Annotated in this window: 25 protein-coding genes, 1 tRNA gene and 2 pseudogenes; 16 read left to right on the top strand and 12 right to left on the bottom strand. The window is 68.0% G+C overall.

Annotation, left to right across the window (positions count from 1 at the left end):
- Positions 1 to 3: 3 nt before the first annotated feature.
- The 7 genes from ABZV77_RS08115 (at position 4) to ABZV77_RS08085 (ending at position 6509) form a co-directional block, all read left to right on the top strand.
- The gene (locus tag ABZV77_RS08115) at positions 4 to 1596 is read left to right on the top strand and encodes an NADH-quinone oxidoreductase subunit M (protein ID WP_356251773.1); all 1593 of its coding nucleotides are present in this window, start codon (positions 4 to 6) and stop codon (positions 1594 to 1596) included.
- Between the two features lie 2 nt (positions 1597 to 1598).
- A complete protein-coding gene (locus ABZV77_RS08110; protein ID WP_356252394.1) occupies positions 1599 to 3134 on the top strand; it encodes an NADH-quinone oxidoreductase subunit N in 1536 nt (511 codons plus the stop codon).
- Positions 3135 to 3319: 185 nt separating this feature from the next.
- Entirely contained in the window at positions 3320 to 4183 is an 864-nt protein-coding gene (htpX, locus tag ABZV77_RS08105) for a zinc metalloprotease HtpX (RefSeq protein WP_356251770.1), read from the top strand.
- Positions 4180 to 4575 (top strand): YccF domain-containing protein, encoded by a 396-nt coding sequence (locus ABZV77_RS08100; protein WP_356251767.1) that lies wholly within the window; start codon positions 4180 to 4182, stop codon positions 4573 to 4575. Before htpX ends, ABZV77_RS08100 begins: the two co-directional genes overlap by 4 nt.
- A 16-nt stretch (positions 4576 to 4591) precedes the next feature.
- Positions 4592 to 5491: a hypothetical protein gene (locus ABZV77_RS08095; RefSeq protein ID WP_356251764.1), complete on the top strand. Its 900-nt coding sequence runs from the start codon at positions 4592 to 4594 to the stop codon at positions 5489 to 5491.
- A gap of 65 nt (positions 5492 to 5556) precedes the next feature.
- Complete coding sequence (locus ABZV77_RS08090; RefSeq protein ID WP_356251761.1) at positions 5557 to 6093, top strand: SMI1/KNR4 family protein; 537 nt, start codon at positions 5557 to 5559, stop codon at positions 6091 to 6093.
- A 149-nt stretch (positions 6094 to 6242) separates the two neighbouring features.
- Positions 6243 to 6509, top strand: a complete 267-nt coding sequence (locus tag ABZV77_RS08085; protein ID WP_356251758.1) for a GlsB/YeaQ/YmgE family stress response membrane protein — start codon at positions 6243 to 6245, stop codon at positions 6507 to 6509.
- A 122-nt stretch (positions 6510 to 6631) separates the two neighbouring features.
- Here the strand turns inward: ABZV77_RS08085 and ABZV77_RS08080 are convergent, their stop codons facing one another.
- Complete coding sequence (locus tag ABZV77_RS08080; RefSeq protein ID WP_055564526.1) at positions 6632 to 7120, bottom strand: YajQ family cyclic di-GMP-binding protein; 489 nt, start codon at positions 7118 to 7120, stop codon at positions 6632 to 6634.
- Between the two features lie 196 nt (positions 7121 to 7316).
- Here ABZV77_RS08080 and ABZV77_RS08075 point away from each other — a divergent pair.
- Positions 7317 to 7398 (top strand) — tRNA-Tyr (locus tag ABZV77_RS08075).
- 131 nt (positions 7399 to 7529) lie between these two features.
- Here the strand turns inward: ABZV77_RS08075 and ABZV77_RS08070 are convergent.
- The 3 genes and pseudogenes from ABZV77_RS08070 to ABZV77_RS08060 all read right to left on the bottom strand — a co-directional run.
- Positions 7530 to 8050, bottom strand: a pseudogene (locus ABZV77_RS08070) (site-specific integrase); the annotation flags it as partial.
- A 277-nt stretch (positions 8051 to 8327) separates the two neighbouring features.
- On the bottom strand, positions 8328 to 8573 hold the full coding sequence (locus ABZV77_RS08065; RefSeq protein ID WP_356251755.1) for a hypothetical protein: 246 nt from the start codon (positions 8571 to 8573) through the stop codon (positions 8328 to 8330).
- Positions 8561 to 8743 (bottom strand): hypothetical protein, encoded by a 183-nt coding sequence (locus ABZV77_RS08060; protein WP_356252392.1) that lies wholly within the window; start codon positions 8741 to 8743, stop codon positions 8561 to 8563. Before ABZV77_RS08060 ends, ABZV77_RS08065 begins: the two co-directional genes overlap by 13 nt.
- Before the next feature lie 245 nt (positions 8744 to 8988).
- On the opposite strand from ABZV77_RS08060, the gene ABZV77_RS08055 reads away from it, so the two are divergent.
- The 4 genes and pseudogenes from ABZV77_RS08055 to ABZV77_RS08040 all read left to right on the top strand — a co-directional run.
- Positions 8989 to 9735, top strand: a complete 747-nt coding sequence (locus ABZV77_RS08055; RefSeq protein WP_356251752.1) for an XRE family transcriptional regulator — start codon at positions 8989 to 8991, stop codon at positions 9733 to 9735.
- Between the two features lie 2 nt (positions 9736 to 9737).
- Positions 9738 to 10208, top strand: a complete 471-nt coding sequence (locus tag ABZV77_RS08050; RefSeq protein WP_356251749.1) for an NUDIX domain-containing protein — start codon at positions 9738 to 9740, stop codon at positions 10206 to 10208.
- Between the two features lie 131 nt (positions 10209 to 10339).
- Positions 10340 to 12334: a hypothetical protein gene (locus tag ABZV77_RS08045; protein WP_356251746.1), complete on the top strand. Its 1995-nt coding sequence runs from the start codon at positions 10340 to 10342 to the stop codon at positions 12332 to 12334.
- A 1029-nt stretch (positions 12335 to 13363) separates the two neighbouring features.
- Positions 13364 to 13438 (top strand): annotated as a pseudogene (locus tag ABZV77_RS08040) (DNA mismatch repair protein MutT); the annotation flags it as partial.
- Here the strand turns inward: ABZV77_RS08040 and ABZV77_RS08035 are convergent.
- On the bottom strand, positions 13434 to 14273 hold the full coding sequence (locus ABZV77_RS08035) for an endonuclease/exonuclease/phosphatase family protein (RefSeq protein ID WP_356252389.1): 840 nt from the start codon (positions 14271 to 14273) through the stop codon (positions 13434 to 13436). The pseudogene ABZV77_RS08040 and the gene ABZV77_RS08035 overlap by 5 nt on opposite strands.
- Positions 14274 to 15156: 883 nt before the next feature.
- On the bottom strand, positions 15157 to 16548 hold the full coding sequence (locus tag ABZV77_RS08030; RefSeq protein ID WP_356251743.1) for an NAD(P)-binding domain-containing protein: 1392 nt from the start codon (positions 16546 to 16548) through the stop codon (positions 15157 to 15159).
- A 198-nt stretch (positions 16549 to 16746) separates the two neighbouring features.
- On the opposite strand from ABZV77_RS08030, the gene ABZV77_RS08025 reads away from it, so the two are divergent.
- Together ABZV77_RS08025 and ABZV77_RS08020 are read left to right on the top strand one after the other, a co-directional pair.
- Positions 16747 to 17118 carry a metalloregulator ArsR/SmtB family transcription factor gene (locus ABZV77_RS08025; RefSeq protein ID WP_356251740.1) on the top strand — a complete coding sequence of 124 codons (372 nt, stop codon included), beginning with the start codon at positions 16747 to 16749 and terminating at the stop codon, positions 17116 to 17118.
- A gap of 80 nt (positions 17119 to 17198) precedes the next feature.
- Positions 17199 to 17684 carry an N-acetyltransferase family protein gene (locus ABZV77_RS08020; protein ID WP_356251737.1) on the top strand — a complete coding sequence of 162 codons (486 nt, stop codon included), beginning with the start codon at positions 17199 to 17201 and terminating at the stop codon, positions 17682 to 17684.
- Between the two features lie 52 nt (positions 17685 to 17736).
- Here the strand turns inward: ABZV77_RS08020 and arsB are convergent, their stop codons facing one another.
- Together arsB and ABZV77_RS08010 are read right to left on the bottom strand one after the other, a co-directional pair.
- On the bottom strand, positions 17737 to 18849 hold the full coding sequence (arsB, locus tag ABZV77_RS08015; protein WP_356251734.1) for an ACR3 family arsenite efflux transporter: 1113 nt from the start codon (positions 18847 to 18849) through the stop codon (positions 17737 to 17739).
- Positions 18849 to 19160 carry a metalloregulator ArsR/SmtB family transcription factor gene (locus tag ABZV77_RS08010; RefSeq protein ID WP_356251731.1) on the bottom strand — a complete coding sequence of 104 codons (312 nt, stop codon included), beginning with the start codon at positions 19158 to 19160 and terminating at the stop codon, positions 18849 to 18851. Before ABZV77_RS08010 ends, arsB begins: the two co-directional genes overlap by 1 nt.
- 187 nt (positions 19161 to 19347) lie before the next feature.
- On the opposite strand from ABZV77_RS08010, the gene ABZV77_RS08005 reads away from it, so the two are divergent.
- The gene (locus ABZV77_RS08005) at positions 19348 to 19812 is read left to right on the top strand and encodes an arsenate reductase ArsC (protein WP_356251729.1); all 465 of its coding nucleotides are present in this window, start codon (positions 19348 to 19350) and stop codon (positions 19810 to 19812) included.
- Positions 19813 to 19929: 117 nt separating this feature from the next.
- On the opposite strand, the gene ABZV77_RS08000 is transcribed toward ABZV77_RS08005, so the two are convergent.
- From ABZV77_RS08000 to ABZV77_RS07990, 3 genes are all read right to left on the bottom strand, one after another.
- On the bottom strand, positions 19930 to 20394 hold the full coding sequence (locus tag ABZV77_RS08000; RefSeq protein ID WP_356251727.1) for a MarR family winged helix-turn-helix transcriptional regulator: 465 nt from the start codon (positions 20392 to 20394) through the stop codon (positions 19930 to 19932).
- Between the two features lie 143 nt (positions 20395 to 20537).
- Positions 20538 to 21203 carry a hydrolase gene (locus tag ABZV77_RS07995; protein ID WP_356251724.1) on the bottom strand — a complete coding sequence of 222 codons (666 nt, stop codon included), beginning with the start codon at positions 21201 to 21203 and terminating at the stop codon, positions 20538 to 20540.
- A gap of 177 nt (positions 21204 to 21380) precedes the next feature.
- Positions 21381 to 24089, bottom strand: coding sequence for an NACHT domain-containing protein (locus tag ABZV77_RS07990; RefSeq protein ID WP_356251721.1), 2709 nt, complete (start codon positions 24087 to 24089; stop codon positions 21381 to 21383).
- A 243-nt stretch (positions 24090 to 24332) separates the two neighbouring features.
- Here ABZV77_RS07990 and ABZV77_RS07985 point away from each other — a divergent pair, with 243 nt between their 5' ends.
- On the top strand, positions 24333 to 24545 hold the full coding sequence (locus tag ABZV77_RS07985) for a hypothetical protein (protein ID WP_356251718.1): 213 nt from the start codon (positions 24333 to 24335) through the stop codon (positions 24543 to 24545).
- Positions 24546 to 24637: 92 nt separating this feature from the next.
- On the opposite strand, the gene ABZV77_RS07980 is transcribed toward ABZV77_RS07985, so the two are convergent.
- Positions 24638 to 25294 (bottom strand): SDR family oxidoreductase, encoded by a 657-nt coding sequence (locus tag ABZV77_RS07980; RefSeq protein ID WP_356251715.1) that lies wholly within the window; start codon positions 25292 to 25294, stop codon positions 24638 to 24640.
- Between the last annotated feature and the right edge of the window lie 9 nt (positions 25295 to 25303).

The following is a 25303-nucleotide window of genomic DNA, read 5'->3' as shown; positions in this document are numbered from 1 at the left end:
GCCGTGATCGGTATCAGTGAGTCCGTGATGCAGTTTCTTCTGGCGTTGATCGTCGTCGGCCCGCTCATCGGCGCCGTGGCCGCTCTCCTGCCCGCCCCGCCCGGGCTGAAGGGGAAGTCGCCCGACCAGGCAGTGCTGCGCCACGGTGTGGTCGTGACCGGCGTGATCCTGCTTGCCGCGATCGTCCTCGCGCTCGGCTTCGACCACGACCAGCCGTCGAAGATGCAGGCCACGACCGATATCAGCTGGATCCCCGCACTCGACGTGCGCATCCATCTCGGCATCGACGGCATCTCGCTCCCCCTTCTGGTCCTGACCGCGCTGCTGACCTTCCTCTGCGCGCTCTACTCCTACTTCAAAATGCCCGCGGGCCCGTCCCCCAAGGCATTCGTCGCGCTGATCCTCATGCTCGAGTCCGGCACCCTCGCGACCTTCGCCGTCCTCGATCTGCTGCTGTTCTTCCTGGCGTTCGAGATGGTTCTCATCCCGATGTACTTCCTCATCGCCCGCTGGGGCGGTGAGCAACGCACGCAAGCTGCCTGGAAGTTCATCCTCTACACCCTGCTCGGTTCCGTCGTCATGCTGCTGGGCCTGCTCCTCATCGGGCTCAAGTCCGGCACATTCGACATGGTGGCACTCGCCACTGACAACGGCCGGGGCCTGACCACATCCGTGCAGGTCATCGCGGTTCTGGCGATCGGTGTCGGGCTCGCGGTGAAGACGCCGATGTGGCCGCTGCACAGCTGGCTCCCCGACGCCCACACCGCCGCGCCCACCGTCGGATCGGTGCTGCTGGCCGGCGTCATGCTGAAGATGGGTACGTACGGGTTCGTCCGGATCGTCCTGCCCATCGCCCCCGACGGAATGCGGGAGTTCGCGCCGTACCTCGCCGCCTTCGCGGTCGTCGGCATCATCTACGGATCCCTGGCCTGCCTCGCGCTCGCCAAGCAGGGCGCGAAGGGCGACCTCAAGCGCCTCATCGCGTACTCGTCCGTCGGCCACATGGGCTTCGTCCTGCTCGGCATCTCGACGATGAGCCCCACCGGCGTGAACGGCGCCCTGTTCGCCAACATCGCCCACGGCCTCATCACCGGCCTGCTCTTCTTCCTCGTCGGCGCCCTCAAGGACCGCACCGGCACGACCGACCTCGACACCCTCGCGCAGGAATCCGGCGCCGCGCTCTACGGCAAGGCGCCCCGCCTCGGCGGACTCCTCGCGTTCGGCGCCGTCGCCTCGCTCGGCCTGCCGGGGCTCGCCGGATTCTGGGGCGAAATGCTCGCGCTGTTCGGCGCGTTCGAGCCCGCCGCCGACCTGAGCCGCCCCGCCTTCCTCACCTTCATGGCCATCGCCGCGTTCGGCACCCTGCTCACCGCCGCGTACATGCTCATCGTCGTACGCCGCGTCTGCATGGGCCCGATGCCGAAGACCACGACCGACGAACCCGCGCCCAAGGCGCTCGCCGACGTCCACGGCTACGAGTTCGCCGCCTGGACCCCGCTCGTCGCCCTCACCGTCCTCGCCGGACTCTGGCCCGCGGCTCTCCTCGGCCTGACCGACCCGGCCGTGCAGAAGCTCCTCACTGGAGGCAAGTCGTGACCGTGGCCGCCGCAAGCGCCGAGAGCGCCACAAGCCTGGTCCAGTCCGTCGACTGGCTCGCGATCGCGCCGCCGACCATCGCGGCGGTCGTCGGCCTCGTCGTGCTCGTCGCCGACCTCTTCTTGAAGGACGGCAAGAAGGCGCTCCTCGGCTGGGTCTCCGTGGCGGGCCTGGCCGCCGCCGCGCTCGCCCTGCTGCCGCTCCTGAACGACGACCGCTCGACGTTCTGCCTGACCGGCGACGGCACGCACGCGTGCAGCTACAGCGCGGACCGCTTCACCCTCGTCATCCAGCTCCTCGTCCTCGGCGGCGCCCTGCTCGCCGCCCTGCTCTCGATGAGCACCCTCAAGGACTCCGGCGACGAACTGCCCGCAGGGGAGTTCTGGTTCCTGCTGCTCTCGTCCGCGGCGGGCGCCGCCCTGCTGCCCGCATCGCGCGACCTCGCGACGCTGATCGTCGCCCTCGAAGTCGCGTCCCTCCCGGCGTTCGCCCTCGTCGGCCTCAAGAGGGGCGACAAACGCTCCTCCGAAGCGGCCCTGAAGTTCTTCCTCTCCTCGGTCACCGCGACCGCGGTGACCCTCATGGGCGTCAGCTTCGTGTACGCGGCCACGGGCACCCTGCACCTCACGGAGATCGCCACCGAGCTCCAGAACGTCGACGGGCAACTGCACACCCTGGCTCAGACGGGCGTCGCCCTCACCCTCGTCGGCTTCGCCTTCAAGGTGGCGGCCGTGCCCTTCCACTTCTGGGTACCCGACACCTACGTAGGCGCGCCGCTGCCCGTTGCCGCCTACCTCTCCGTCGTCGGAAAGGCCGTCGGCTTCACCGGCCTCATCCTCGTCACCGTCGTCGCCTTCCCGTCGTACGCGGACGTCTGGGGTCCGGCGCTCGCAGTCCTGGCCGCGCTCACCATGACCGCGGGCAACGTCGCGGCCCTGCGCCAACAGGCCACGCGCGCGTACAGCGCGGTGCGCCTGCTCGCCTGGTCATCGGTCGGCCAGGCGGGCTACCTCCTCGTGCCGATCGCCGCCGCCGGATACGCCGACGACACCGCCGGTGCCGAGAAGGCCATCGGCTCCACCGTGGCCTACGCCCTGATGTACGCGGCCGTGAACCTCGGCGCCTTCGCCGTGGCGGCCCTCGTCGGCCGTACCCGGCGCCTGAACCGCGTCAGCGACTACCGCGGGCTGTACGCGCGCAGCCCCCTGGCCGCCCTCGTCCTCGGCTTCTTCCTGCTCTGCCTGGCCGGGCTGCCGCCCGGCATCATCGGCCTCTTCGCGAAGGTCACGGTCTTCTCGGCCGCCGTCGACGCAGGTCTCGGCTGGCTCGCCGTGGTGATGGCCGTGAACGTGGTGATCGCGCTCTTCTACTACCTCCAGTGGACCGCGCTCCTGTTCCGCGCCCCCGAGGGCGAACCGGTCAAGCACCGCGTCCCCGCCCCGCTCACCGCGGCCATCGCGCTGACGGCGGTCCTCGGGATCGCCCTCTCCGGAGCGCCCCAGCTGATCCTGAGGTTCTCGGACACCGGCCTGTTCTGAGGCCGGCCCCGGGGCCGGGTCCCACAAGGTGCGCGCGACCGTCACCCGCGCGGCCTACATCGCTCCTGCGTGCACAAGGGAACTAGTGCTCCCCGCCTGGCGTTGACCAGTACGGGAGGGTCCACTGAACAGTGGAAGCACCAGTCAGCAGAGGGTTCCCCCACGCACCACCAGGAGGGCGTACCGTGCACCGCCGGCACAACGGATTGAAGACCGCCGTACTCCTCGGGGGACTGTCCGCGCTCATCCTTGTCATCGGCAGTTTCTTCGGGCGTACGGGCCTGATCATCGCGCTCTTCGTGGCGCTGGGCACCAATGCGTACGCGTACTGGAACAGCGACAAGCTCGCCCTGCGCGCCATGCGTGCCCGCCCGGTGAGCGAATTCGAGGCCCCGCAGCTCTACCGCATGGTCCGCGAGCTCTCCACCCAGGCCCGCCAGCCCATGCCCCGTCTGTACATCTCGCCCACCGAGGCGCCGAACGCGTTCGCGACGGGCCGCAACCCCCGCAACGCGGCGGTGTGCTGCACCGACGGCATCCTGCGCCTCCTCGACGAGCGCGAACTGCGCGGAGTCATCGGCCACGAGCTCAGCCACGTCTACAACCGCGACATCCTGATCTCCTCGGTCGCGGGCGCTCTCGCCTCCGTGATCATGTTCCTGGTGAACTTCGCCTGGCTGATCCCCGTCGGCCGCTCGAACGACAACGACGGCCCCGGCATCTTCGGAATGCTCCTGATCATGCTGCTCGGCCCGCTGGCGGCCTCCATCATCCAGCTCGCGATCAGCCGCTCCAGGGAGTACGAGGCCGACGCGTCCGGCGCCCAGCTCACCGGCGACCCCCTGGCCCTGGCGAGCGCTCTGCGTAAACTCGACGCAGGGACGAAGCAGTTGCCGCTGCCGCCCGAGCCCCGCCTGGAGACAGCGAGCCACATGATGATCGCGAACCCCTTCCGTCCGGGGCAGGGCATGTCCAAGATGTTCTCCACGCACCCGCCGATGGCGGAGCGGATCGCCCGACTCGAGCAGATGGCAGGTCGTCAGCAGTGAAGACAATTCTCAACGTCATATGGCTGGTCCTCTGCGGCTTCTGGATGTTCCTGGGCTATCTGCTGGCGGGCGCACTGCTCTGCATCACGATCATCGGCATCCCGTTCGGCCTCGCCAGCTTCCGCATCGGCCGCTATGCCCTGTGGCCCTTCGGCTACACGACGGTCGAGCGCCGTGACGCGGGCGCGCCCTCCTGTGTGGGCAACGTGCTGTGGCTGGTCCTCGCGGGCTGGTGGCTCGCCCTCGGCCACATCGTCACGGGCTTCCTGCTCTGCGTCACGATCATCGGCATCCCCCTGGGCATCGCCAACTTCAAGCTGATCCCCGTCTCCCTGCTGCCGCTCGGCCGCGAGATCGTCCGTACCGACCAGCCGTTCGCCGCGCGCTACTAGAGCGGGGCGCACTCCGGTGCGGCAGCCCGAGTACGGCTTGCCCAAGTACGCCCTCGCCGCGTACGACCCCGAGGCCGCTCCGTACGACGAGATCTGGGCACTCTGCGCGGACGCGCACCACTTGTTCGCCGATCAACTGCCGGACCGGCCGGGCGTCTCCGAAGAGGGTGACGCCCCGTCGGACGCGCTGATGGAGCCCCCCGTGCGGCTGCTCGGCTGCTCCCCGCGCGGTGCCCTGAAGGACGGGCTGGAGTCCGGCAGGGGCGACCTCGGCCACGGCAGGGTCCTGCGCCTCGGCAGGCTGGGGCGGCCCCTGCAGCACGCCGTGGAGGGCGAGATCGTCGCCTGGATCCCCTCCGCGCGCGGACCGGGCCTGGTCGACCTCGCCCTGGACCCGTGGACCGTACGACCCCCGAGCGCCGCCGAGAAGGTCTGGGACGCCTGGTGGCCCGGCCGCCCCACGGAGCCCAACCTCTGGGCGGGCGACGGCACGGGCGCCGACGGCCGGTCCCACTGGCTGTCCGTGGCCCGCGCGTACGGGGGACGGCCCGGTCCGGGCCCCGCCCCCGGCGCCACGTACCACCTCGACGGCCGCCACATCACCGACGAACCCGCCTTCTACTGCGCGCTCGGCGAGGCACTGAACGGCCCCGGAGGGTACGCCGGACGGAGCCCGGACACGCTCTCGGACTGCCTCCGCGGAGACCCGGACGCACTGCCGCTCCACGGAGAGGCGGATGCACCGCGGCCCCGCGGAGAGGCGGATACACCGCCGCCCCGCACCCTCGTCTGGCACGCCGCACACACCGCCCGTACCTGCCTCGGCGTCACACCCCGCACGGACATCCGCCCGCCGTCCTTCGAGGAACTCCTGGCCCTGCTGCGGCAGATGGGCGTAGAGGTGGTCCTGGCCTGAGAACCGCACCAGCCGACCGTGCCACGCCCCGGCCGATTGTCAGTGCCGTGGTCCACCATGAACTCATGACCGACAGCGAGCAGTTGCTGGCCCGTGTCGCCGCCCGGGCGCGCGCCACCCGCCCCTGGGGCTGGGACTCCCTGCCCGCCCCCGTGGACGCGGCCACGCTGGCCCGGGCGGAGGCATCCCTGGGCTTCACCCTGCCGCCGCTGCTCGCCGCGTTGTACACCCGCATAGGAGACGGCGGATTCGGTCCGGAGTACGGCCTGTTGTCGCTGCTCGAAGGCAAGTCCTCCGGAGGCGAGCCGGCCGTCGTCGAGAAGTACCTCGCGATGCGCGAATCCGACTGGGGCTGGCCCGAAGGCGTGGTGCCGATATCGCACTGGGGCTGTGCGATGTACGCGTGCGTGGACTGCCGCAGCGACGACGCCCAGGTCCTGCTCTTCGAGCCCAACGGCGGTGACCCGCGGCACGCCTGGTTCGTCGACGCCCCGAGCCTCACGGTCTGGCTCACGGCGTGGCTGGACGGCACGGGTTGGTACGAGGAGGACAGCGACGGCACGGACCTGCCGCCGTGGCAGGACGCCGACAAGCGCACGTGAGGCGCCCCCTCCGCCCCCGGGATCACGGCCTACGGCGCTGTGTCATACGCCGCACCTAACGGATCACCGCAACCGAGCCTCTCCGTAGACACGTCCTACAGGACAACAGCGCACACAAGCTCTCCGCGCGGGAAAGGCCGGGTCATCACATGGGCATCATCAGCTGGGTCCTTCTGGGACTACTGGCCGGAGCCGTCGCCAAACTGCTGCTGCCCGGCCGCGACCCGGGCGGATTCATCGGCACGACCGTCATCGGCATCGCAGGCGCCTTCATCGGCGGCTGGATCTCCGCCCGCTACCTGGACCGCCCGATCGTCAACGACTTCTACGACGGCGCCACCTGGGTGGCGGCCATCGGCGGCTCACTGGTCCTGCTCGTCGCCTATCGCATCCTCTTCGGCCACTCACGGCGCTGAGACGCCGTCCCACGGTCTGCGGCCAGCAGCAAGGGCGGGTACCCCATCCGGGGTGCCCGCCCTCCGTGGTCCGTACGACAGTGCACCGTCCGGCGAACCGACTACCGACTAACGACGACCGTCTACCGGTAGTTCACGAACTGCACCGCGAAGTCGAAGTCCTGCCCCTTGAGCAGCGCCTGCACGGCCTGCAGGTCGTCCCGGCTCTTCGAGCTGACCCGCAGCTCGTCACCCTGGACCTGCGCCTTGACGCCCTTGGGGCCCTCGTCGCGGATGATCTTGGCGACCTTCTTCGCGTTCTCCTGGGAGATGCCCTCTTCGATCGAGGCGAAGATCTTGTACTCCTTGCCGGACAGCTGCGGCTCGCCCGCGTCCAGCGACTTCAGCGAGATGCCGCGCTTGATCAGCTTGGACTGGAAGATGTCGAGGATCGCCTTGACCCGCTCCTCGCCGTTCGCCTCCATCAGGATCTTCTCGCCGGACCAGGCGATCGAGGCGCCCGTGCCCTTGAAGTCGTAACGCTGCGAGATCTCCTTGGCGGCCTGGTTGAGGGCGTTGTCGACCTCCTGCCGCTCGACCTTCGAGACGATGTCGAAACTGGAGTCGGCCATGTCCTGTGGCTCCTTGTATCGGGGTCTGCGTACTCAGCGGATATGCGGCCGACCGACGCCGACCGCGTCCGCAAAGCCTAGCCACCGCCCCCGCGTGGGGTGCCGCTCAATCGGGTGGCGAAGCACCCCTGTGCATCAGGTATCGTTTACGTCGTTGCCACGGAGCGCCGCGAAAGCGGAGTGAGGCAGCAAACCCGGCGGTGTGCCCGAGCGGCCAAAGGGAGCAGACTGTAAATCTGCCGGCTCAGCCTTCCCAGGTTCGAATCCTGGCGCCGCCACATGAAGGTAAACCCCCTCCGATCTGCGGAAACGTAGATTGGAGGGGGTTTCTTCGTATTCGAACGCATCGATTCGAGCGATGATCGAAACGGGTGGCTTGTCTCGCTCGTTCCGGGGGTGGCCCGGCCCTGATCTGTCGGTTTGCCCGCTCCTGCGCCTGAGCCAGGACCTTCGCATAGACGCTGAGAAGGACGGCCACGGAGCGCCCGGCCCTGCGGGCCACCTCCATCGGGTCGACCCCGGAGAAGAGCCAGAAGAGGGCCCCGGCACACCGAAGGTCGTATGGACGTCGGGCGAGCGGGGACGCCACCTCAATGGGGGAGAGGGCGGCACTCCGGGCCTCTGCCCAGACCTCGCCATAGCCTGTGTCTTGAATCACGCCGCCGCGGCTCGTGCGAAACAGCCGCCCGTCCGGGGCCGCGCCATAGCGCGCGATGTGCCACCGGAGCATGGCCACGAAGTGCGGATCGTCCGTCCAGCCATGGCCAGCGTGGACGATGCCGCCACGGAGTGGGAGTCGGCCCCACCGCCGTTCCACCCCGAGTCCGAGCACGTCACTGAGGCAGGCCCTCTTGGGGTTGGCCGTACGTCCGGCCGCGGGGGAGCCGTCAATGCCGACAGGGTGTCCAGCGCCCGGCGGAGGGTCTCGGGGCCCCAATGCCGTGTTCGGGCACGCCGATCACCCCGGTACCACCGGCACTGGGGCTTTGTTCAGGGCTTCCGCGACCGGACCACCCGGAATGCTGTCCAGGCTGCAGGGTGATCCGGTCTTTGGCTTGGGGCATCCCTCCTCTGCGTCAGAGGCGTTTGTTGTGAGCGCCGGTCATTTCCTGGTGGAGGTGTGAAACCCGCCCCCACCGCGCCTGTTGAGCGGTGATGGTCAGCAGTGGGCCGGTGAACTGCCTCAGCTGCGTGATCGCTGGGCGCATCAAGGCCGCCTCCAGGTCCGCCATGGGCGCGTGATGATCTCGCGGTAGGTGTGGTGGGAGGGATGCTCACCGCAGTGCTGCAGTACCCAGTTTTGTGGCTCCACGTAGTCCTCGCTGGCCGGTGAGGACTCCTCGTCCACAACGCACTGCATGGCGTAGGTGGTTGGCTCCGCGTCCGGTTCCAAGTCGGGTTCGAGGGTCCATGTCTCGTACCGCAATACAGCCCGAGGGTTCACAGTCCCCACCGCCCGTTGGCGACCGACACCTTGGAACTCAGCTCTTCCGCCTGGGTAGGTGGGCGGAGCGCGTCGGGAGGGGCGTCCCACTCGGTGCCCCCGCGAGCTGGACGCAGTTGTACGTACGGGCCCTCGTGTCCCATGACTATGCCCGTCTTGCCGGTGCGCGCATCCACCATGAGGGTGCCGACACTCGGAAGAGCCGCGTCGTCTATCACTTCTGCCTCCTACTCGCCGACGGAGGGGACTGACGCCAAACCGGAGCGCCGCGTCACTCGGTAAGCAGTCGGTATCCGTCCGTGCTCATGCGGAGAAGCATCGGGTCGACGGGGAGGGCCTAGGAACCACCCCCAAACCCCACTTCGGGACGTCCCGCGTCGGGTAGAACGTCCCTAGTGCCGTCCTGACGCTCAGGGAGAAACTCATGCAGAACGAGAGACTACGAGCCGTCATGGCGGCCGGAGGCTGGACGTACGCCGCCCTCGCAAAGGCCGTTGAGGTCGACCCCAAGTCGGTGGAGCGATGGGTGAATCTGGGCCGTACGCCGCGCCGTGCTACAGCCTTGGAGGCGGCTGAAGCCCTAGGAGAAGACGTGCACGCACTCTGGCCAGCGCTTCGACAAGCCCGCGCCGCCCGCGCGATCAGCCCGGAACTCGTCGCTCTCTACGAGCAGCGAGCCGACCTGCCCGTATCCACGTTCGTGGACATGATGGCTCAGGCCCGCGAGCGCATCGACGTGCTGGTCTACGCGGCCGTCTTCCTGCACGAGGCCTACCCGCGGCTCAACGCCCTGCTGCGCGAACGAGCTGCTGAAGGCTGCATCGTACGCATCGCGGTGGGAGACGCCGAGAGCTCGAACGTCCAGGCGCGCGGCCAAGAGGAGCGGTTCGGCCACGGCATCGAGTCCCGGTGCCGGCTGGCCCTGATGCACTACCGACCTCTCGTCGGCGTACCTGGCATCGAGATAAGGACTCACGAAACGACGCTCTACAACTCCTTGTATCGCGCCGACGATCAGCTCCTGGTCAACGCCCACGTCTGGGGAGCGAACGCGTACGGTGCCCCGGTGTGGCACCTCCGCCGTAACGGGGAAGGCGGCATGTTCGACACCTACGGGCAGAGCTTCGACGCGGTCTGGGCGACGGCGGAGCCGGTACAGCAGGAGGAGTGACGGTGGCGCGGACCGAGTACTACGACGACCCGAACGCCCCGAAGCCGAACAGCATGGTTGTCGCGGCCTCCGCGGTCGTCACTGACAACCAGGGGCGCATCCTGCTCCAACGACGCCGGGACAACGACCTGTGGGCCCTTCCGGGCGGCGGTATGGATCTCACCGACTCCCTGCCTGGCACGGCGGTCCGCGAGGTCAAGGAAGAGACTGGCTTGGACGTGGAGATCACGGGCTTGGTCGGTACGTATACCGACCCGAAGCACATTATCGAGTACACAGATGGCGAAGTGCGGCGACAGTTCAACGTCTGTTTCACTGCCCGGGTCATCGGCGGTCAGCTCGCGATCTCCGACGAGTCGACCGAACTCCGTTTCGTCCGCCCGGACGAAGCGGAGGAGCTGCCGATGCACCACACCCAGCGGCTCCGGATCCGGCACTCCCTGGAGCACCGCGCTCGGCCGTATCTCGGCTGATTGCTGACGTCGGTGATTAGTGCGGGGGAGCGGGGAACTGTTTAACCGTCAGGGGCGCTGTACCGGTCATCGTCTCTTTCCGAGCGTGTAGGCCTACTGACGGTTGCCATAGTGCGTCAGACACTGAGTCCATGATGATGGGGCTCCAAGTGTCTGATGTCGCTCTGCGCAGTACGGGAATCGTCGTTGCTGGTGCTGCGGTGGCAGGCGCGGGTTGGGCGATCTACCTGGCACGTGACCTGTCCGCTCTCCAGTCAGCCGGTGAGCAACCCCTGTCGTATGGGCAACTGGTCAGTGTCACGATGGCGACGCTTGCCAGTGTCGTGTTGATCGCAGCCCGCCCTCGCAACGTGATCGGCTGGATCCTGCTGGCGTTCGCTTTTTCTGGTACAGCACAGGATGCTGCCGCGGTGTATGCGGCGCGTGCCCAAGTAAGGCCCGAGGAGGCCCTCCCATGGGAGTCGCTGGCCTACTCCTTGGGGGCTTCGTTATGGGTACCGGCGTTCTCGCTGCTGCTTCTGCTGCTCAGCGCCTATCCCCTGGGACATCTTCCTGCTGGAGGGTGGCGCTGGATCAACCGGGCAGTGGTGGCAGGAACCGTGGTCGTAACTGCAGCGCTCGGCACGATCTCTCCACGCACTGCAGAGCTACTCGTGTGGGGCGAGGGGCCTGTCGTTGAGATGCCAGCTCTATGGTCGGCTGTGTTGCTTTTGGTCGGGTGTGCTCCATTGGTTGGTGGGTTCGCTCTGATCGTCGGTGGCACGGTGGTGCGTACATGGCGCGCAGAGGAACCGGAACGTCAGCAGTTACTGTGGTTGCTCGTCAGTGTGGCTTTGCTGCTTTCGGTGTCATTCGTAACGCCGTGGGCCTGGCTATTTCCGGTCGCGTTGGGCTTGATTCCGTTTGCCGTTGCGGTGGGTGTGCTGTGGTTCCGGTTGCTGGGGCTTGAGCTAATTCTCCGTCGCACGCTGGTGTGGGCAATGCTGACCGCGCTAGTGCTCGGAACATTTGCGGGAGCGTCCGCAGTCATCTCTGCCGTCGTGCAGGGCGGCTCCCTGGCGGCTGTAGTGGCGGCTGCAGTAGTGGCGGCGTTGCTCACACCTGTGCGGGATGCCTTACAGGGAGTGGTTGATCGGTTGGTTTCCGGGGCCGAGAATCCGGCACCACCCTCACCCAATGAAACTGGGACAGAGGAAGTCGCGGCGCCTGGCGGTGCCCTGAGCGCAATCTTGGCGGCGGTAGCCGCCGCGGTGAGGACTTCCCATGTATCCGTAGTCGATTTAGGCGGGAATGTCCTGGCCGAGGAGGGTGACGCACGCACCTCAGCAGTGACTTATCCGCTTACCGTGACTGGCATGCATGTGGCCGATCTAGTGATTTGCCCAGCGCATTCTGACGGCTTGCAATCGAGTGAGAGCCGGGTCGTAGAAGCGCTCGTCGTGCCGATCGCGCTGGTCGTTCGTATGCAACGCATCAACCGCGTGGCGAAGGCCGCTCGGGAGCGCTCTGTAGAGGCGGTTCTGGTCGAGCGAGACCGGATACGCCGTGATCTTCAAGACGGCTTATCTTCGCTGTCACATGTTGCGCTTGCCTTGGAAGAGGCTGGTCCGCATGCTCTCAGCGAGCCGGGTCGACTTCGCGACCTTCTTCAGCGTCTGAGCAGTGAAGTCAACCGGGTGGCGGAAGGCGTGCAGCGGATCATTCGCACCCTTCGCCCATCCAACTTGGAGCTATTTGGCCTGCTAGCGGCACTTCGTGAGCGAGTTGCTGCGTGCGGTAATGAATCTGGCCGGAACTTGTCCATCGCGGTCGAGGAGTCAGCTCCCCTGCCGGTCCTGCCGAGTTTCACTGAAAGCACCGCATATTGGATAATCGATGAGGCGTTGAGCAGTATCGTCCGATGCGCTCATGTGACACGGTGCGCAATCCGCCTTTCGGCTAATAGCCTCCTCACTCTTGAAGTAGAGGGACGCGGAGATCGGCAAATTGGTGCTGCTGCGTATGGTGACGAGATCCATCGCGCGTCCATGCGTCAGCGCGCAGAAGAGCTCGGTGGCTCGCTTCGAATCACCGTAGGTAGTTCTGGAGCCAATATGATTGTGCAACTCCCGCTGAGTGTGTATTGACCCTCTGGTGGACGGCCCGAAGGATCGACTTTCGACCGGCGGTGGTTGCATTCAATGTGTAAGCATCGGAGCGACAGCTGGAGATCTCTGATTTGTTCGCAGTGCTGACGACGACTTCGTACGGGCGCGTGATCGCTAAAGCGGGCGATCGCTTTGGGAGGCTGCTAGGGGCTCTCGCAAGGTGCTGCTTGCCCCCCAATCCGATGGTGGCAAGTCTGCCTCGCTAGTGCTCCCCAGGGTGGACCTTGTGTGGACCGCGCCAATATCGAAATGTGCACGGTCAGCTATCTGCAGGCACTTCATCGTAGATGGGCGGGGTGGAGATGCCGTGCCCGAGCAGCCTAGGGGGACGGTCTTGAAGACCGTGGAGGCCCAGCTTCCGTGAGGGCGTCCCGTACCTCTTCTGGTCGGGCCTCGGATTGCAGGTCGTGTCCGATGGCGCTGGCCGAAGGGCGGTCAACGGCTCCCCGAACCGGCTCGGCACGACGAGGCGTGACGCAGTTTCAGGGACTTGGATTCCCCCGTGCGTCCCCCGCGGTCACGGCAGCCTGTGGATTTGCAGGTCAGGGTGTACGGAGCCAGCCCTCTGTAAATCTGCCGGCTCAGCCTTCCCAGGTTCGAATCCTGGCGCCGCCACATGAAGGTAAACCCCCTCCGATCTGCGGAAACGTAGATCGGAGGGGGTTTCTTTTTATTCGAACACCACGATTCGAACGATGGTCGAAACAGGCGACTTGTCTCACTCGGTTCCGGGTGTGGCCCGGCCCTGATCGGCGCGTGCCCCCCGGCGTCCCCCAGGTGCCCCGGGGGTGGCAGCCGTCAATGCCGACAGGGTGTCCGGCGCCCGGCGGAGGGTCTCGGGGTTCGTAGGCCTGGCGCTCTCCGTGGGGCTTCCACTCCATACCTGCGGCCCCTCCGATCGGTCTTCAGGATCTCAGGCCGATCGGAGGGGGGATGCAAGTTCAGCCCTTTTCGCGTCAGACTGACGAGATTTCCCTACCCCCTTCCCGGCGCGGCGGTCCGCGAGGTCAGGAAGAGACCGGTCTGGACGTGGAGATCACGGGGCTGGTCGGCACGTACACCGGCCCCGAGCACATCATTAGTACGCGGGGAGGGAGATCACCGAATGGATCGAGTAGTGGTCGGAGCGCCCGACGTAGTCCTCGACCGAGCATGAGCTGCTGGAGTTCCCCGGACCGAAGATGTAATCGATCTTCGCCCCGTCCATCGTGTTCCTGCCGTCGTTCGGTGCGAACGGAGGATTCTCGTCGCACTCCTTGTAGCGGTCGTACACCGGCTTGAGGACATTGAACCCCCGCGCCGGCGGGGTGACGTTCAGGTCACCGCCGAAGACGGGTCGATAGCCGCGCTGGTCGGCGGCCGCGGTCAGCTGGGCGGCTTGCTGGGACTGGTAGGTACGGCCGGGGTCGTCCCAGTTCTTGCCGCCGGTGCTGAAGTGCGCCGAGCAGTACATGGACGCGTGCGAGGGGACTGTCGCGCAGATGGCGGCTCGCTGCTCCACCTTGTACTTGTTGCCGTTCTTGTCGGTGGCTTGGGCAGGGGACTTCAAGTCGTACGCCTGGTACCAGGTGTTCTCATCAGGAACGGCCACGGCGACACCGTAGGACCCGCGGTCGTAGCCTCCGGCATCCGCGCACTGCTTCTGTGCCTTCAGACCGCCGGTGCCGTCGACGTTGTAGTTGATGGGCGCGAACCGCACGTCCCATCCGCGCTTCGGCTCCATGCTTTCCAAGAGCTGTTCGATGGGCTTGGCGTGCTTCTCGCAGAGTTCCTGGAAGAAGATCACGTCGGGAAGCCCGCCACCGGGACGTGCGCCGTGGTTCGCCAGCCGGGACCTGAGGTCCGCGGTGAGATCGTCCTTGCCCGTGTGGTAGTTCCCACAACCGTTGTTGTTGTCGCCGCAGACGTTCCAGGACATCACGCGCGTCGTGCGTCGCGGAGCGCTCGCGGGAGCAAGGGGAGGAAGGGCCTTGCCCACCTCGGTGTTGCCGGTTCCGGTGACAGCGGCCCGATCCAGGGCGAAGCGTTCCCAGGAGCCGATCGTCTTCGAGCGGGCGCGCAGCAAGCCGGAGTCGCCGCCGGAGGCGTTGACCTCAGCCGATACGTAGAGGCCGTTCGCCTGCGACTTCAGCGCGTACGTTCCCTTGTCCGCCGGTATCAGCGAGAACCGCTCCCACTTGCCCGTCTTGGCGCCACGGGCGCGCAGCATGCCTGAATGGGTGTCACCATCCTTGATTTCCGCACTGGCGAAGTAACCGCTCGCCTCGTAGCGCAGACTGACGGTCGCCCCCTTGTCATCGGTGTGCAGCGTGAACCGCTCCCACGCCCCAGGGGCGTCCGATCGGGCACGGAGCTTGGCCCACTGATTGTCGCTGTCCTTGATCTCCGACGAGACGTACTTGCCATTCGCAGCGGATCTCAGGGTCCACTTCTGGCCGGCGGACTTCGCGATCGCCCCGGTATCGGCGGCCGAAGCCGCCGGAGCGAACACCAGCATCGCCCCGAGCAAAGCTCCCACGGCCACGTTCCAGCTAAATATTCGATAGAACAAAATCTCACCATTTCATGGACATCACAGACGAACCATCCTACGAGGCGTGCGTAGTTGTTCCGGGTGTGAGCCGGTGGGTCCGATTGTGGTGGGTTGCACCGGGTTGGGCCGGATAGTGAAGCGGACGCGGAGTGTCTTCCAACCTGGCGTGGCTGGCTCCGCGTTGGCGATCTGGCCACGACCTGCTGGCATTCAGAAAGATCAGGGCCCGTCCCGTACCTCTTCCCGCTTCTGGTCGGGCATCGGATGGTCAGCAGCCACCGGACGTGGGTGCCTGTGCCTGGTGCGTGGCTGCGGTGCCGAGTTGGACCAGGGTCGGGGCGGGGGCGCAGCAGCCGCCGCCGCTGTCTACCTGGTCGGTGTCGGGGGTGTCGAAGAGGCCTGCGCCGCCGCAGACGCCGGTCTCGGGGAGGGTGAGTTCGACGCGGTCGGCGGAGTCGGTGTCCCCGGCGATGGCGGCGACGACCGAGCGGACCTGTTCGTAGCCGGTCATGGCGAGGAAGGTGGGGGCGCGGCCGTAGGACTTCATGCCGACCAGGTAGATGTCCTGCTCGGGGTGGGACAGCTCGCGGTGGCCGTGCGGGTAGACGGTGCCGCAGGAGTGCTGGTTGGGGTCGATCAGCGGGGCCAGTTCGACGGGGGCCTGGAGGCGTTCGTCAAGGCCCAGGCGGAGTTCGGAGAGGAAGGACAGGTCCGGGCGGAAACCGGTCAGGACGATGACCTCGTCGACCGGGTCGAGGCGGCGGCCGTCCTCGGCGACCAGGATCAGGCGGCCGTCCGCGGCGCGCTCGACGGTGTCGGTGCGGAAGCCGGTGACCACGTCCGCGTGACCTTCGTCCACCGCGGCCTTCGTGGCCAGGCCGAGGGCGCCGCGTGCGGGCAGTTGGTCGGCCTCGCCGCCGCCGTACGTGGAGCCGGAGATGCCGCGTCGCAGGATCCATACGCCCTTGGTGCCCGCGCCGTCGTCGGCCTTGGCGAGGTCGGCCAGGTGGGCGAGGGCGGTGAAGGCGGAGGCGCCGGAGCCGATGACGGCGGTGCGCCTGCCCGCGTAACGGGCTCGTACGGAGGGGGCGTTGAGGTCGGGGACGCGGTAGGTGATGCGGTCGGAGGCGGTGTGTTCGCCGAGGGCGGGCAGGCCGCTGCCGCCCGCCGGGGACGGGGTGGCCCAGGTGCCCGAGGCGTCGATCACGGCGCGGGCGAAGATCCGCTCCTCGCGGCCGTCGGAGTGGGTGACGTGGACGACGAAGGGCTGGGCCTCGCGGTCGGCGTCGACGATGCGGTCGCGGCCGGAGCGGGAGACGCCGGTGACGGTGGCGCCGGTGCGTACCTTCTCGCCGAGGACGTCGGCGAGGGGCTGGAGGTAGTCGTTCGCCCAGTCGCCGCCGGACGGGTACGTCGCCGGGTCGGGGCGGGTCCAGCCGGTGGGGGCGAGGAGCTTCTCGGCGGCCGGGTCGACGACCTCGCCCCAGGCGGAGAAGAGGCGCACGTGCGACCACTCGCGCACCGCCGCGCCAGCCTGCGGTCCGGCTTCCAGGACGAGCGGTTCGATGCCCTGGGTGACGAGGTGCGAGGCGGCGGCCAGGCCGATGGGGCCGGCTCCGATCACGACGACGGGCAGTTCGGCGGTGGCAGGCGCGTTCACGGCGACTCCTTGCTTGTTTCGACGTGTGTCGATGGCTTGTGCGGTCAGCATTGCAGACTGATTCGATGAGCGTCAACATAGACATGTATCGAAGTAGTGGGGTGGGGTGGGTGCGGGGTGTGTCCGGTGCTCGCCGCTTTGCGGCCAGGGGCGGCCGCTGGCCTCCATCGCTACTTCGACGTGTGTCAACATAGACGTATGTCGAATGCCAAGGTGCTGCCGATTCTCGAACCCGCCGACCAGGGCGCGGCACCGTGCTGCCCGCCGCTGACCGAGCGGCCGTTCTCCGCCGAGGAGGCGGAGACCGCGGCCCGTATGTTCAAGGCGCTCGGCGATCCGGTCCGCCTGCGCCTGTTCTCGCTCGTCGCCTCGCACGAGGGCGGGGAGGCCTGCGTCTGCGACATCTCCGACGTCGGGGTCTCCCAGCCGACCGTCTCCCACCACCTGAAGAAGCTCAAGGAGGCCGGGCTGCTCACCTCCGAGCGGCGGGGCACTTGGGTCTACTACCGGGTCGAGCCGTCCGTGCTGGCTGCCATGGGCCAGCTGCTGACCTTGCGTACGGTGGCGTGATTCCGGGAGGCGGTGAGGGGCAGGCCGTTGCCGGTGGCGGTGCCAGTGGCAGTGGCAGTGGCGGTGCCAGTGCCACTGCCTTGATCGTGCCGCTGACGGTCGACCACGCCGAACAGGTCCTTGCGATCTACCAGGCCGGGATCGAGGAGGGCAACGCCACCTTCGAGATCAGCGCTCCCAGTTGGGAGGCGTTCGACGCGGTGAAACTGCCCGAGCACCGCTTCGTCGCCCTGGGCGCCGACGGCAGGGTGTGGGGGTGGGTCGCGGCGACGAAGGTCTCCGACCGGTGTGCGTATGCCGGTGTCGTGGAGCACTCCGTCTACGTACAGGCCGATGCCCGCGGCCGTGGCATTGCCGCCGCGCTGTTGAAGGCGCTCATCGACTCCACCGAGGCGGCCGGGATCTGGACCATCCAGTCCGGCATCTTCCCCGAGAACACCGCCAGCCTCGCCCTCCACGAGCGTGCCGGGTTCCGCGTCCTGGGCGTCCGCGAGCGCATCGGCAAGCAGCACGGCCGTTGGCGCGATGTCGTACTCGTGGAACGCCGCAGCCCGCACGTCGACTGAGCGAGTCCCAGATGTGCTGCCAGGCGCCGCCCGGTGCGGACGTACTTCTGGCTCATGCGGATGTGGTGATCGAGGACGGGGCGAACTTCTTGCGCCAAGCGAGCGCCACGTACACCAACCCGATCAGGACGGGTACTTCGATGAGCGGGCCGACGACCCCCGACAGTGCCTGGCCGGAGGTGACACCGAAGGTGGCGATGGCGACCGCGATGGCCAGCTCGAAGTTGTTGCCCGCCGCGGTGAAGGCGAGGGTGGCGGTGCGGTCGTAGGCGAGGCCGAGCCCCTTGCCCAGCAGGAACGTGCCGAAGAACATGACCGCGAAGTAGACGAGCAGCGGCAGCGCGATGCGGATGACGTCGACCGGCTGCGAGGTGATGGTCTTCCCCTGCAGTGCGAAGAGGATGACGATCGTGAAGAGCAGGCCGTAGAGGGCCCAGGGGCCGATCTTGGACAGGAAGTTGGACTCGTACGTCTCCCGGCCGAGCTTGCGCTCGCCGATACGGCGGGTGAGGAATCCGGCCAGCAGCGGCACGCCCAGGAAGATGACCACGTTCAGGGCGATCTTCCACATGGAGATGTCGAGCTTTTCGCCGTTGCCCAGGCCTAGCCAGCCGGGCAGCAGGTCGAGGTAGAACCAGCCGAGCAGGCCGAACGCGATGACCTGGAACATCGAGTTGAGGGCGACCAGGACGGCAGCCGCCTCGCGGTCGCCGCAGGCGAGGTCGTTCCAGATGATGACCATGGCGATGCAGCGGGCGAGCCCGACGATGATCAGGCCGGTGCGGTACTCGGGCAGGTCGGGCAGGAAGATCCAGGCGAGGGCGAACATGACGGCCGGGCCGACGATCCAGTTGATGACCAGGGAGGACGCCATCAGCTTGCGGTCGCCGGTGACGGCATCGAGCTTGTCGTAGCGGACCTTGGCGAGCACCGGATACATCATCACGAGCAGTCCGATCGCGATCGGCAGTGAGATGCCGCCGATCTCGACCTTGGCGAGGGTGTCGTTCAGGCCGGGGATCAGGCGGCCCAGGCCGAGCCCGACGCCCATCGCGATGAGGATCCACACCGCGAGGTAGCGGTCCAGGGTGGAGAGCTTCGCGACGATCGAGCCGTCATCGGTGGTCGGCGCGGTCTCGGGGGGCCTTCGGTCGGTCGTGGTCATCAGCAGGCCCGTTTCCGGCCGGTCTCCACGGTCGTCTGCGCGGTCGCGGCCAGCTCGGTGAACTGGCCCGCCAGGGCGGCGATGACGTCCGGCCTGAGCCGGTAGTAGGTGAACCTGCCGCACGGCTCGGTCTCCACGACCCCCGCCTCGCGCAGCACCTTGAGGTGGTTGGAGAGGTTGGTCTGGCGGGCCCCGGTCTCCGCCACCAGGTGCGTGGTGCACAGGGTCTCGCGGGCGAGCAGGTTCACGATCTGCAGCCTGAGCGGGTCGGCGAGCACCCGGATCAGGTCAGTGTCGACTGACGTCATCATGGGCTGATACTTTCACGCATCACCCTGCCCTGATGTCAGTCAGGGGTGATCTGTGGGTGGTTTCCGGCTGATCGGCTGCCCGCTGGATTGGCCTGTCCCCGCCCCCCCCCCGGCCCCTGCCCTGATCGCCGCCTGAGGTCCACCACCGCTGGATCTGCTGCTCGACCACTCACGAAGGAAGAACCCCATGACCGCGTCCCCGTCCCCGTCCCCGTCCCCGTCCGCGTCCGTGCCGCCCGCCTCCGTCCTGTTCGTCTGCGTCCACAACGCGGGCCGCTCGCAGATGGCCGCGGGAATCCTCGACCACCTCGCGGGCGACCGAGTGGAGGTCCGCTCCGCTGGATCGGTCCCCGGCGACCGGGTCAACCCGGCCGCTGTCGAGGCGATGAAGGAGGTCGGCATCGACATCTCCGCCGCCACACCGAAGATCCTCACCACCGAGGCCGTCCAGGCCTCCGACTACGTGATCACCATGGGCTGCGGCGACGCCTGCCCGGTCTTCCCCGGCAAGACCTATCTCGACTGGGCCCTTGACGACCCCGCGGGCCAGGGCGTCGAGGCCGTCCGCCCGATCCGCGACGAGATCAAGACCCGCATCGAAGCCCTCATCGCCGAGATCGACGCGAAGGGGAAGGTGAAGGGGAAGGCTTAGCGGTCGGGGCCGTACCCATCGGCGCCAACCGCCAACCGCCAACCGCCAACCGCCGCCCGCCGACCGACGGGCAGTCAACAACTCCCCGAGCTGGCTCGGCGGGCCGACGTTCACCGTTCAGGCGTCGTGATCCAGCTTCTCCACCACGCGGACGGAGACCTCGGCCAGGGTTCGGAGCTCCGCCGCGGTGAGGTGTTCCAGGAAGAGGGAGCGGACGGCCTGCACGTGCAGGGGAGCCGCCGCCGCGATGGCCTCGCGTCCCGCTTCCGTGATCACCGCGAAGGCGCCGCGGCCGTCCTCGTGGCACTCCTCCCGCACCACCAGCCCGCGCCGGATCATGCGCGCGATGTGGTGGGACATCCGGCTCTTCTCCCACTCCAGTGCCCGCGCGAGGTCCTGGTACCGCTGACGGCCCTCCGGCACATCCGTGAGGTTGACCAGGACCGCGTAATCCGCAGACGCCAGACCGGATTCCGTCTGCAGCAGATGTGACAGGCGGCCGATCAGCCGCTCATGCAGCCGGACGAAACTCCTCCACGCGTGCTGCTCCTCCGTCGTCAGCCAGTTCACACCGTCAGTCACGAGGCCGAGTGTAGTGAACTGGTCGATGCGTCATCTACTGGATGGGCGGAGGGCGGAGAGTGGAGGGTGGAGCGCAGGGGGCGTACTCCGATACGCCGCCGGGGCCGCCCCACCGCCCCCGTCGCCACTACGCCCCGCCGCCGCTACGCCCCAGCCGTCTCGGCGACCGGAGTGTTCAGGAGCTGCTGCTCCCAGACCGTCGCGATCCCGGTGGCACCCGTGTGCTCCAGGGCCGCCAGCTGGTCCTCCGGCGTGATGCGGTCCGTCCGGGCCCAGTCGCGCTGCCACTCGCCCATCACGGCCAGCCAGGTGATCGGGGTGACCCCGGCCTGGATCATGCGCTGCACCGCCATGTCGTGGGCCTCGGCCGACACGCCCCCGGAGGCGTCGGTGACGGCGTAGACGTTGAAGCCTTCGCCCGCTGCCTGGATGGCGGGCATGGCCACGCAGATCTCCGTCCACAGGCCCGCGATGATCAGCTTCTTGCGTCCGGTGGCCTTCACTGCGTCCACCACGACCTGGTCCTGCCAGGTGTTGATGAAGGTCCTGTTGATCGGCTTCTGGTCCGGAAAGACGTCCTGCAGCTGCGGGATCAGCAGGCCCCCGCGCTCTTCCACGACCGTGGTCAGGATCGTCGGGACGCCGTAGCCCTTGGCCGCCTTGGCCAGGCCCACGACGTTGTTGGTGACCATCATCGGCTCGTGGCTGTGCAGGTTGGCGAACTGGTACGGCTGGTGATCTATCAGGACCAGGACGCTCTCCTCGGGGGTCAGTAGCGCTTCGAGGCCAACCTTCGGCGACGTGCTCATAGAGATCTCCTTAAGGAGGGGGGTGTGGGCGCGCAGAACCAATTTGGATGACGCATCATCTTTCTATATGACACGTCAACTATCTGTCCAGGGCTGGCTGTTCAGGGACAGAGCAGGGCAGGGCAGGGGCAGGGCGGGAGCAGTGAGCTGTCGGCCGGGCAGCGACCGGCGCCCGTGTCAGACCGGGCCGAGACGTCCGCGTACGACCGCCGTGGACTCCGGAAGCAGGTGGGAGCCGACGAGGACGGCCTCTTCGGGGACGCGGAGCGTGAGCAGGCTGCGGACCCTCTCCAGGGTGCTGAGGTCGATGTGCGGATGGAGTGTCTCGATGGTTAGTTCGCACAGCTTGGGGAAGAGGCCCAGCCAGTCCCACGTGGCTCCCATGTCGGCCTCGACCCACAGATGGGTGAGACGCTGCCCCGGGCACGTCGCGACGAACTCGTCCCTGGTGATCTCGCCCGTGATCTTGATGCGGGAGCGCCCTCCGTAGCTGCGCAGCGCGCGCAGCTCAGGCAGGTTCGACACGGGGAAGTAGAGGCCGTCCTCGGCGAGGTGCGCGACCACTTCCTGGCCGTACGGATCCGTCTCGTACCCGCCCCACGCGCGGGCGAGTTCGTTGCGGACCCGCAGGTCCGGATGGTTGCGGTACTTGGCGAGCACCTCGATCGCGGCGTCCGTCGCGATCGGCGTGGCCGTCAGCACGGTGAAGTACGCCTCGTCGGCCACCGCGCGGTAGGCCGCCTCCTGCGCCACGGCCTTCGCCTTCTGCGCTTGCGTGGCGAACGGGTCCGGGGCGTTCGGGCGCGGCGGCAACTCGCGCGGGCCGGGCAGCAACTCGAGTACGACGGGTCCGATCGCCGCCAGCGCACGCGCCTGGTCCGGCGAGCGCGGGGGGATGAGAGCGGCCGCCCGCTCCTGCACCTCCGCCCGCACCGAAGGGTCGAGCTCGGTCGCGTGCTCCAGGCAGGCGGCCGCCAAGAGGTGGAGGCGGTCCCTGCCCTGGCGCGAGGTGTCCTCGCGCCTGATCAGGCCGGTGAGCAGGTACGTGCGCTCGGTGGGACGTGCGTGGGCCACCGCCATCCTGATGACGTCCTCCCACTGGTCCAGGTGCGCATTGGCGATCAGGAAGTCGAAGTCGAGCCCTTCGACGGCCGCTTTCGCCCCGAGGTAGTCCTGGAAGGTGCGGTGGACGAAATCCATGGAGTCGGCGCTCGGCTCCCGGAGCAGGCCACTACGGACGAGCAGATGCCTGTAGACCGTCTCCGGAGAGCCCTGTTCGGCGACCTTGGGCATGGCGGGCAGGGCCTGGCCCAGGAGCTCCACCGCGTCGGTGCGGGTCATCTCGGAGCGGCCGTTGCGGATCATCCAGTAGGCCAGTTTCTGGATCAGCTGGATGTGCTCGGCCTCGCTGACGTGGATGGGGCCCGTCTTGTAGACACCGCGTTCGCGGTCACGCCTGAAGAGCAGCATCGACAGGGCCGCGTCGTAGATCTCCTTGCGGCCTTCCGGGAGGTAGCCGCGGCGGTCCTGGTGGAGTGCGCAGATCAGCCCGCACATCAGCGGGTTGATGGCCAGTCGGCTCAGGTCCTGCTGGGCCCGCACGACACGGAGCAGCTCGCTGGCGTACTGGTCGCTGATGCCCGCCGCCTTGTGCCACCGCTGGATGAACTCGGCGATGTCGTCGCGCTTCATGGGGGCGAGGTCCAGCTCGGCGAAGTCGTCGTCGTTCAGCCAGCGTTCCCGCACGGCCGACGGCCGCGAGGTGACGAGCCAGCGGTTGTCGGGGTAGGCGCTGAGCAGCTCCCGGAGCCAGCGGCGGGCGTCGTTGCGGTCGTCCTCGGGGATCTCGTCGATCCCGTCGATGAGGATGAGCCCGCGGCCCGCCTGCAGCACCCTGTCGATCCACCCGTGCGGCTGGCTGCCCGCGATCGGGCAGTCCACGGCCGCCAGGAACCCGTCCGGCGCCGGGAGCGGCGCACCGCTGCGCGTCAGGGTGCGCAGGGGGAGCACGAACGGCACGAGTCCGTAGAGGTGGAGCAGCTGTTCGTCGAAGGACTTCTTCGCCGTGGACACGGCCAGCCACTGGATGAGGGTCGTCTTGCCGGAACCGGCAAGTCCGCGGAGGAGTACGCGGTTGCGGTTGGCGAGGACGTGATCGGCCGGGACCACGGAGGGGGCGGCGCTCAACACGTCGGCGGCCGCGTTCAGCCGGAGGTAGGCCACGTCGAGCCGCCAGCTCTCCGGCGCGCCCGACAGGTCGAGGCCGAAGATGCTCAGCTTGCCGTGCTTGGTCGCGATGTAGTGCGCGTACCGCTCTTCGAAGGGGCCGTCCGCCGGGGACGGCGACCGGGTGATCAGGGAGTCGATCTTCCGGGTCAACTCCTCGATGCCACGGCTCTGTTCGAGCAGGGTGCGGGGAACGAAAGTGGACCGCTGGGTGAAGAAGTTCAGGATGTGCAGACAGGCGGTGTCCAGGACACCGGCGTGCAGCGTTACCGCGTCGTGGGACAGGCCGAGCGTCGCCGTCCTGTTCTGCGCGCGCAGGTGCTGGGAGAGCGCGAGATGGCCGAGGCGCACGGCCTGCACATCGTCCATCTCGAGTGTCCCGAGGGACCGCAGCGAGTCGGTGACGGCGTGGATGACGGCCTGCTTCTCGAAGGACGGAAGCAGCTCCTCCACACCGGTCGAGTGCGCGGCACGCTTGACGAGCTCTTCCGCGATCTTGCGCAGATCCTTGTCGGAGAGCGTGCGCTTCTCGCCCCGGAAGGAGACGAGACGGGACACGCGGATGGGTTTGTCGACGAGGTCCGCCCCGGCGCCCTCGGGCAGGAACAGCTTTTTGATCAGTGGCCCCACGACGCTCGACGCGAGTCGGGCTCCGATCACGGCGGGTTCCATCTGCCCTCCGGGGCATCCATGCGGCGTGACCTGCCAGCCGTCCTGGGGTCAGGATAGGGCCGCGCCCGCGGTGGGGATGCTCAACTGTGGTATTCCGTGGGGCAGTTGGGGCGTACGCCGGTGACCTGCGGAAACCGCGGGGATTCGGCCCGGAATTCTTTTCGTACGTGCATCCGGGGCGTTCCGCAGGGGTGGCGATCCTCGGGCGCCCCGGATGGGCACACTGATCACATGTCGTCCCGTCGCAGAAACTGCCCGGAGTGCCGCCGCGAGATCGCCGTCGTCGGCGGCCGCTTCGCCCGCCACGACCCGCCCGGTCCGCGCGGCACCGGTGAGCTGATCTCCTGCCCCGGCTCCCGCAGCCAGGCCCACCTGGGCGCCGCACAACCGGCTCTGGACGGCTACGTGGTCCCGGACTGCCCCGGACAGCTCCCGCTGTTCTGAGGGGCCTCAGAGGCCCTCAGAGGTCAAGGGGCCCTCAGAGGCTCTCAGGGGCTCTCAGGCGCCGTCCTGGACCCCTCGGCGGTCGCCCGACCTCAGTTGCCCGCAACCGACTTGGCCGCGACCGACACCGGCACGGACCCGCTGACCAGCTCAAGCGTCAGTCCGGCCGTCGCCGGTGTCTCCAGGAGCTCCGCCAGCACCGCGGCCACGTCGTCCCGCGGGATCGGCCCGCGCCCGGTCGACGCCTCCAGGCGTACGAGACCGGTGCCCGCGTCGTCCGTGAGCATCCCGGGACGCAGGATCGTCCAGTCCAGGGCGCCGCGCGCGCGTACCGACGCGTCGGCCTCACCCTTGGCCCGCAGATAGGCGTCGAAGATCTCGTCGCCCTGGTGCGCGGGATCGGCGCCCATCGACGACACGACGATGTACCGCCGCACTCCGGCCCGCTCCGCCGCGTCAGCGAAGAGGACGGCCGCGCCCCGGTCCACGGTGTTCTTGCGGCCGACGTCGCTGCCGGGCCCCGCGCCCGCCGCGAAGACGGCCGCGTCGGCGCCGCGCAGATGCCCGGCGACCTCGTCGACGGATGCCGACTCCAGGTCGCACAGCACCGGTTCGGCACCGGCCTCGCGCAGATCCGACTCCTGCCCGGCGCTGCGGATCAGCCCGGCGACTTCGTCACCGCGCGCGGCGAGCAGACGCTCCAGCCGCAGCGCGATCTGACCATGACCTCCAGCGATGACAATGCGCATACTCCCGAC

The sequence above is a fragment of the Streptomyces sp. NPDC004732 genome (genome assembly GCF_040609235.1).
Classification (GTDB): domain Bacteria; phylum Actinomycetota; class Actinomycetes; order Streptomycetales; family Streptomycetaceae; genus Streptomyces.
The sequence above is the reverse complement of the archived record's forward strand: the minus strand, read 5'-3'. Positions and strand labels throughout refer to the sequence as shown.

Bases quoted from the DNA above. Each gene is read 5' to 3' on its own strand.
- ABZV77_RS08090 (WP_356251761.1), top strand. From the start codon at position 5,557: ATGACCGACAGCGAGCAGTTGCTGGCCCGTGTCGCCGCCCGGGCGCGC.
- ABZV77_RS08085 (WP_356251758.1), top strand. From the start codon at position 6,243: ATGGGCATCATCAGCTGGGTCCTTCTGGGACTACTGGCCGGAGCCGTC.
- ABZV77_RS08080 (WP_055564526.1), bottom strand. From the start codon at position 7,120: ATGGCCGACTCCAGTTTCGACATCGTCTCGAAGGTCGAGCGGCAGGAG.
- ABZV77_RS08060 (WP_356252392.1), bottom strand. From the start codon at position 8,743: ATGGTGGATGCGCGCACCGGCAAGACGGGCATAGTCATGGGACACGAG.
- ABZV77_RS08055 (WP_356251752.1), top strand. From the start codon at position 8,989: ATGCAGAACGAGAGACTACGAGCCGTCATGGCGGCCGGAGGCTGGACG.
- ABZV77_RS08045 (WP_356251746.1), top strand. From the start codon at position 10,340: ATGATGATGGGGCTCCAAGTGTCTGATGTCGCTCTGCGCAGTACGGGA.
- ABZV77_RS08035 (WP_356252389.1), bottom strand. From the start codon at position 14,273: ATGTCCTGGAACGTCTGCGGCGACAACAACAACGGTTGTGGGAACTAC.
- ABZV77_RS08025 (WP_356251740.1), top strand. From the start codon at position 16,747: ATGTCGAATGCCAAGGTGCTGCCGATTCTCGAACCCGCCGACCAGGGC.
- arsB (WP_356251734.1), bottom strand. From the start codon at position 18,849: ATGACCACGACCGACCGAAGGCCCCCCGAGACCGCGCCGACCACCGAT.
- ABZV77_RS08010 (WP_356251731.1), bottom strand. From the start codon at position 19,160: ATGATGACGTCAGTCGACACTGACCTGATCCGGGTGCTCGCCGACCCG.
- ABZV77_RS08005 (WP_356251729.1), top strand. From the start codon at position 19,348: ATGACCGCGTCCCCGTCCCCGTCCCCGTCCCCGTCCGCGTCCGTGCCG.
- ABZV77_RS07995 (WP_356251724.1), bottom strand. From the start codon at position 21,203: ATGAGCACGTCGCCGAAGGTTGGCCTCGAAGCGCTACTGACCCCCGAG.
- ABZV77_RS07985 (WP_356251718.1), top strand. From the start codon at position 24,333: ATGTCGTCCCGTCGCAGAAACTGCCCGGAGTGCCGCCGCGAGATCGCC.
- ABZV77_RS07980 (WP_356251715.1), bottom strand. From the start codon at position 25,294: ATGCGCATTGTCATCGCTGGAGGTCATGGTCAGATCGCGCTGCGGCTG.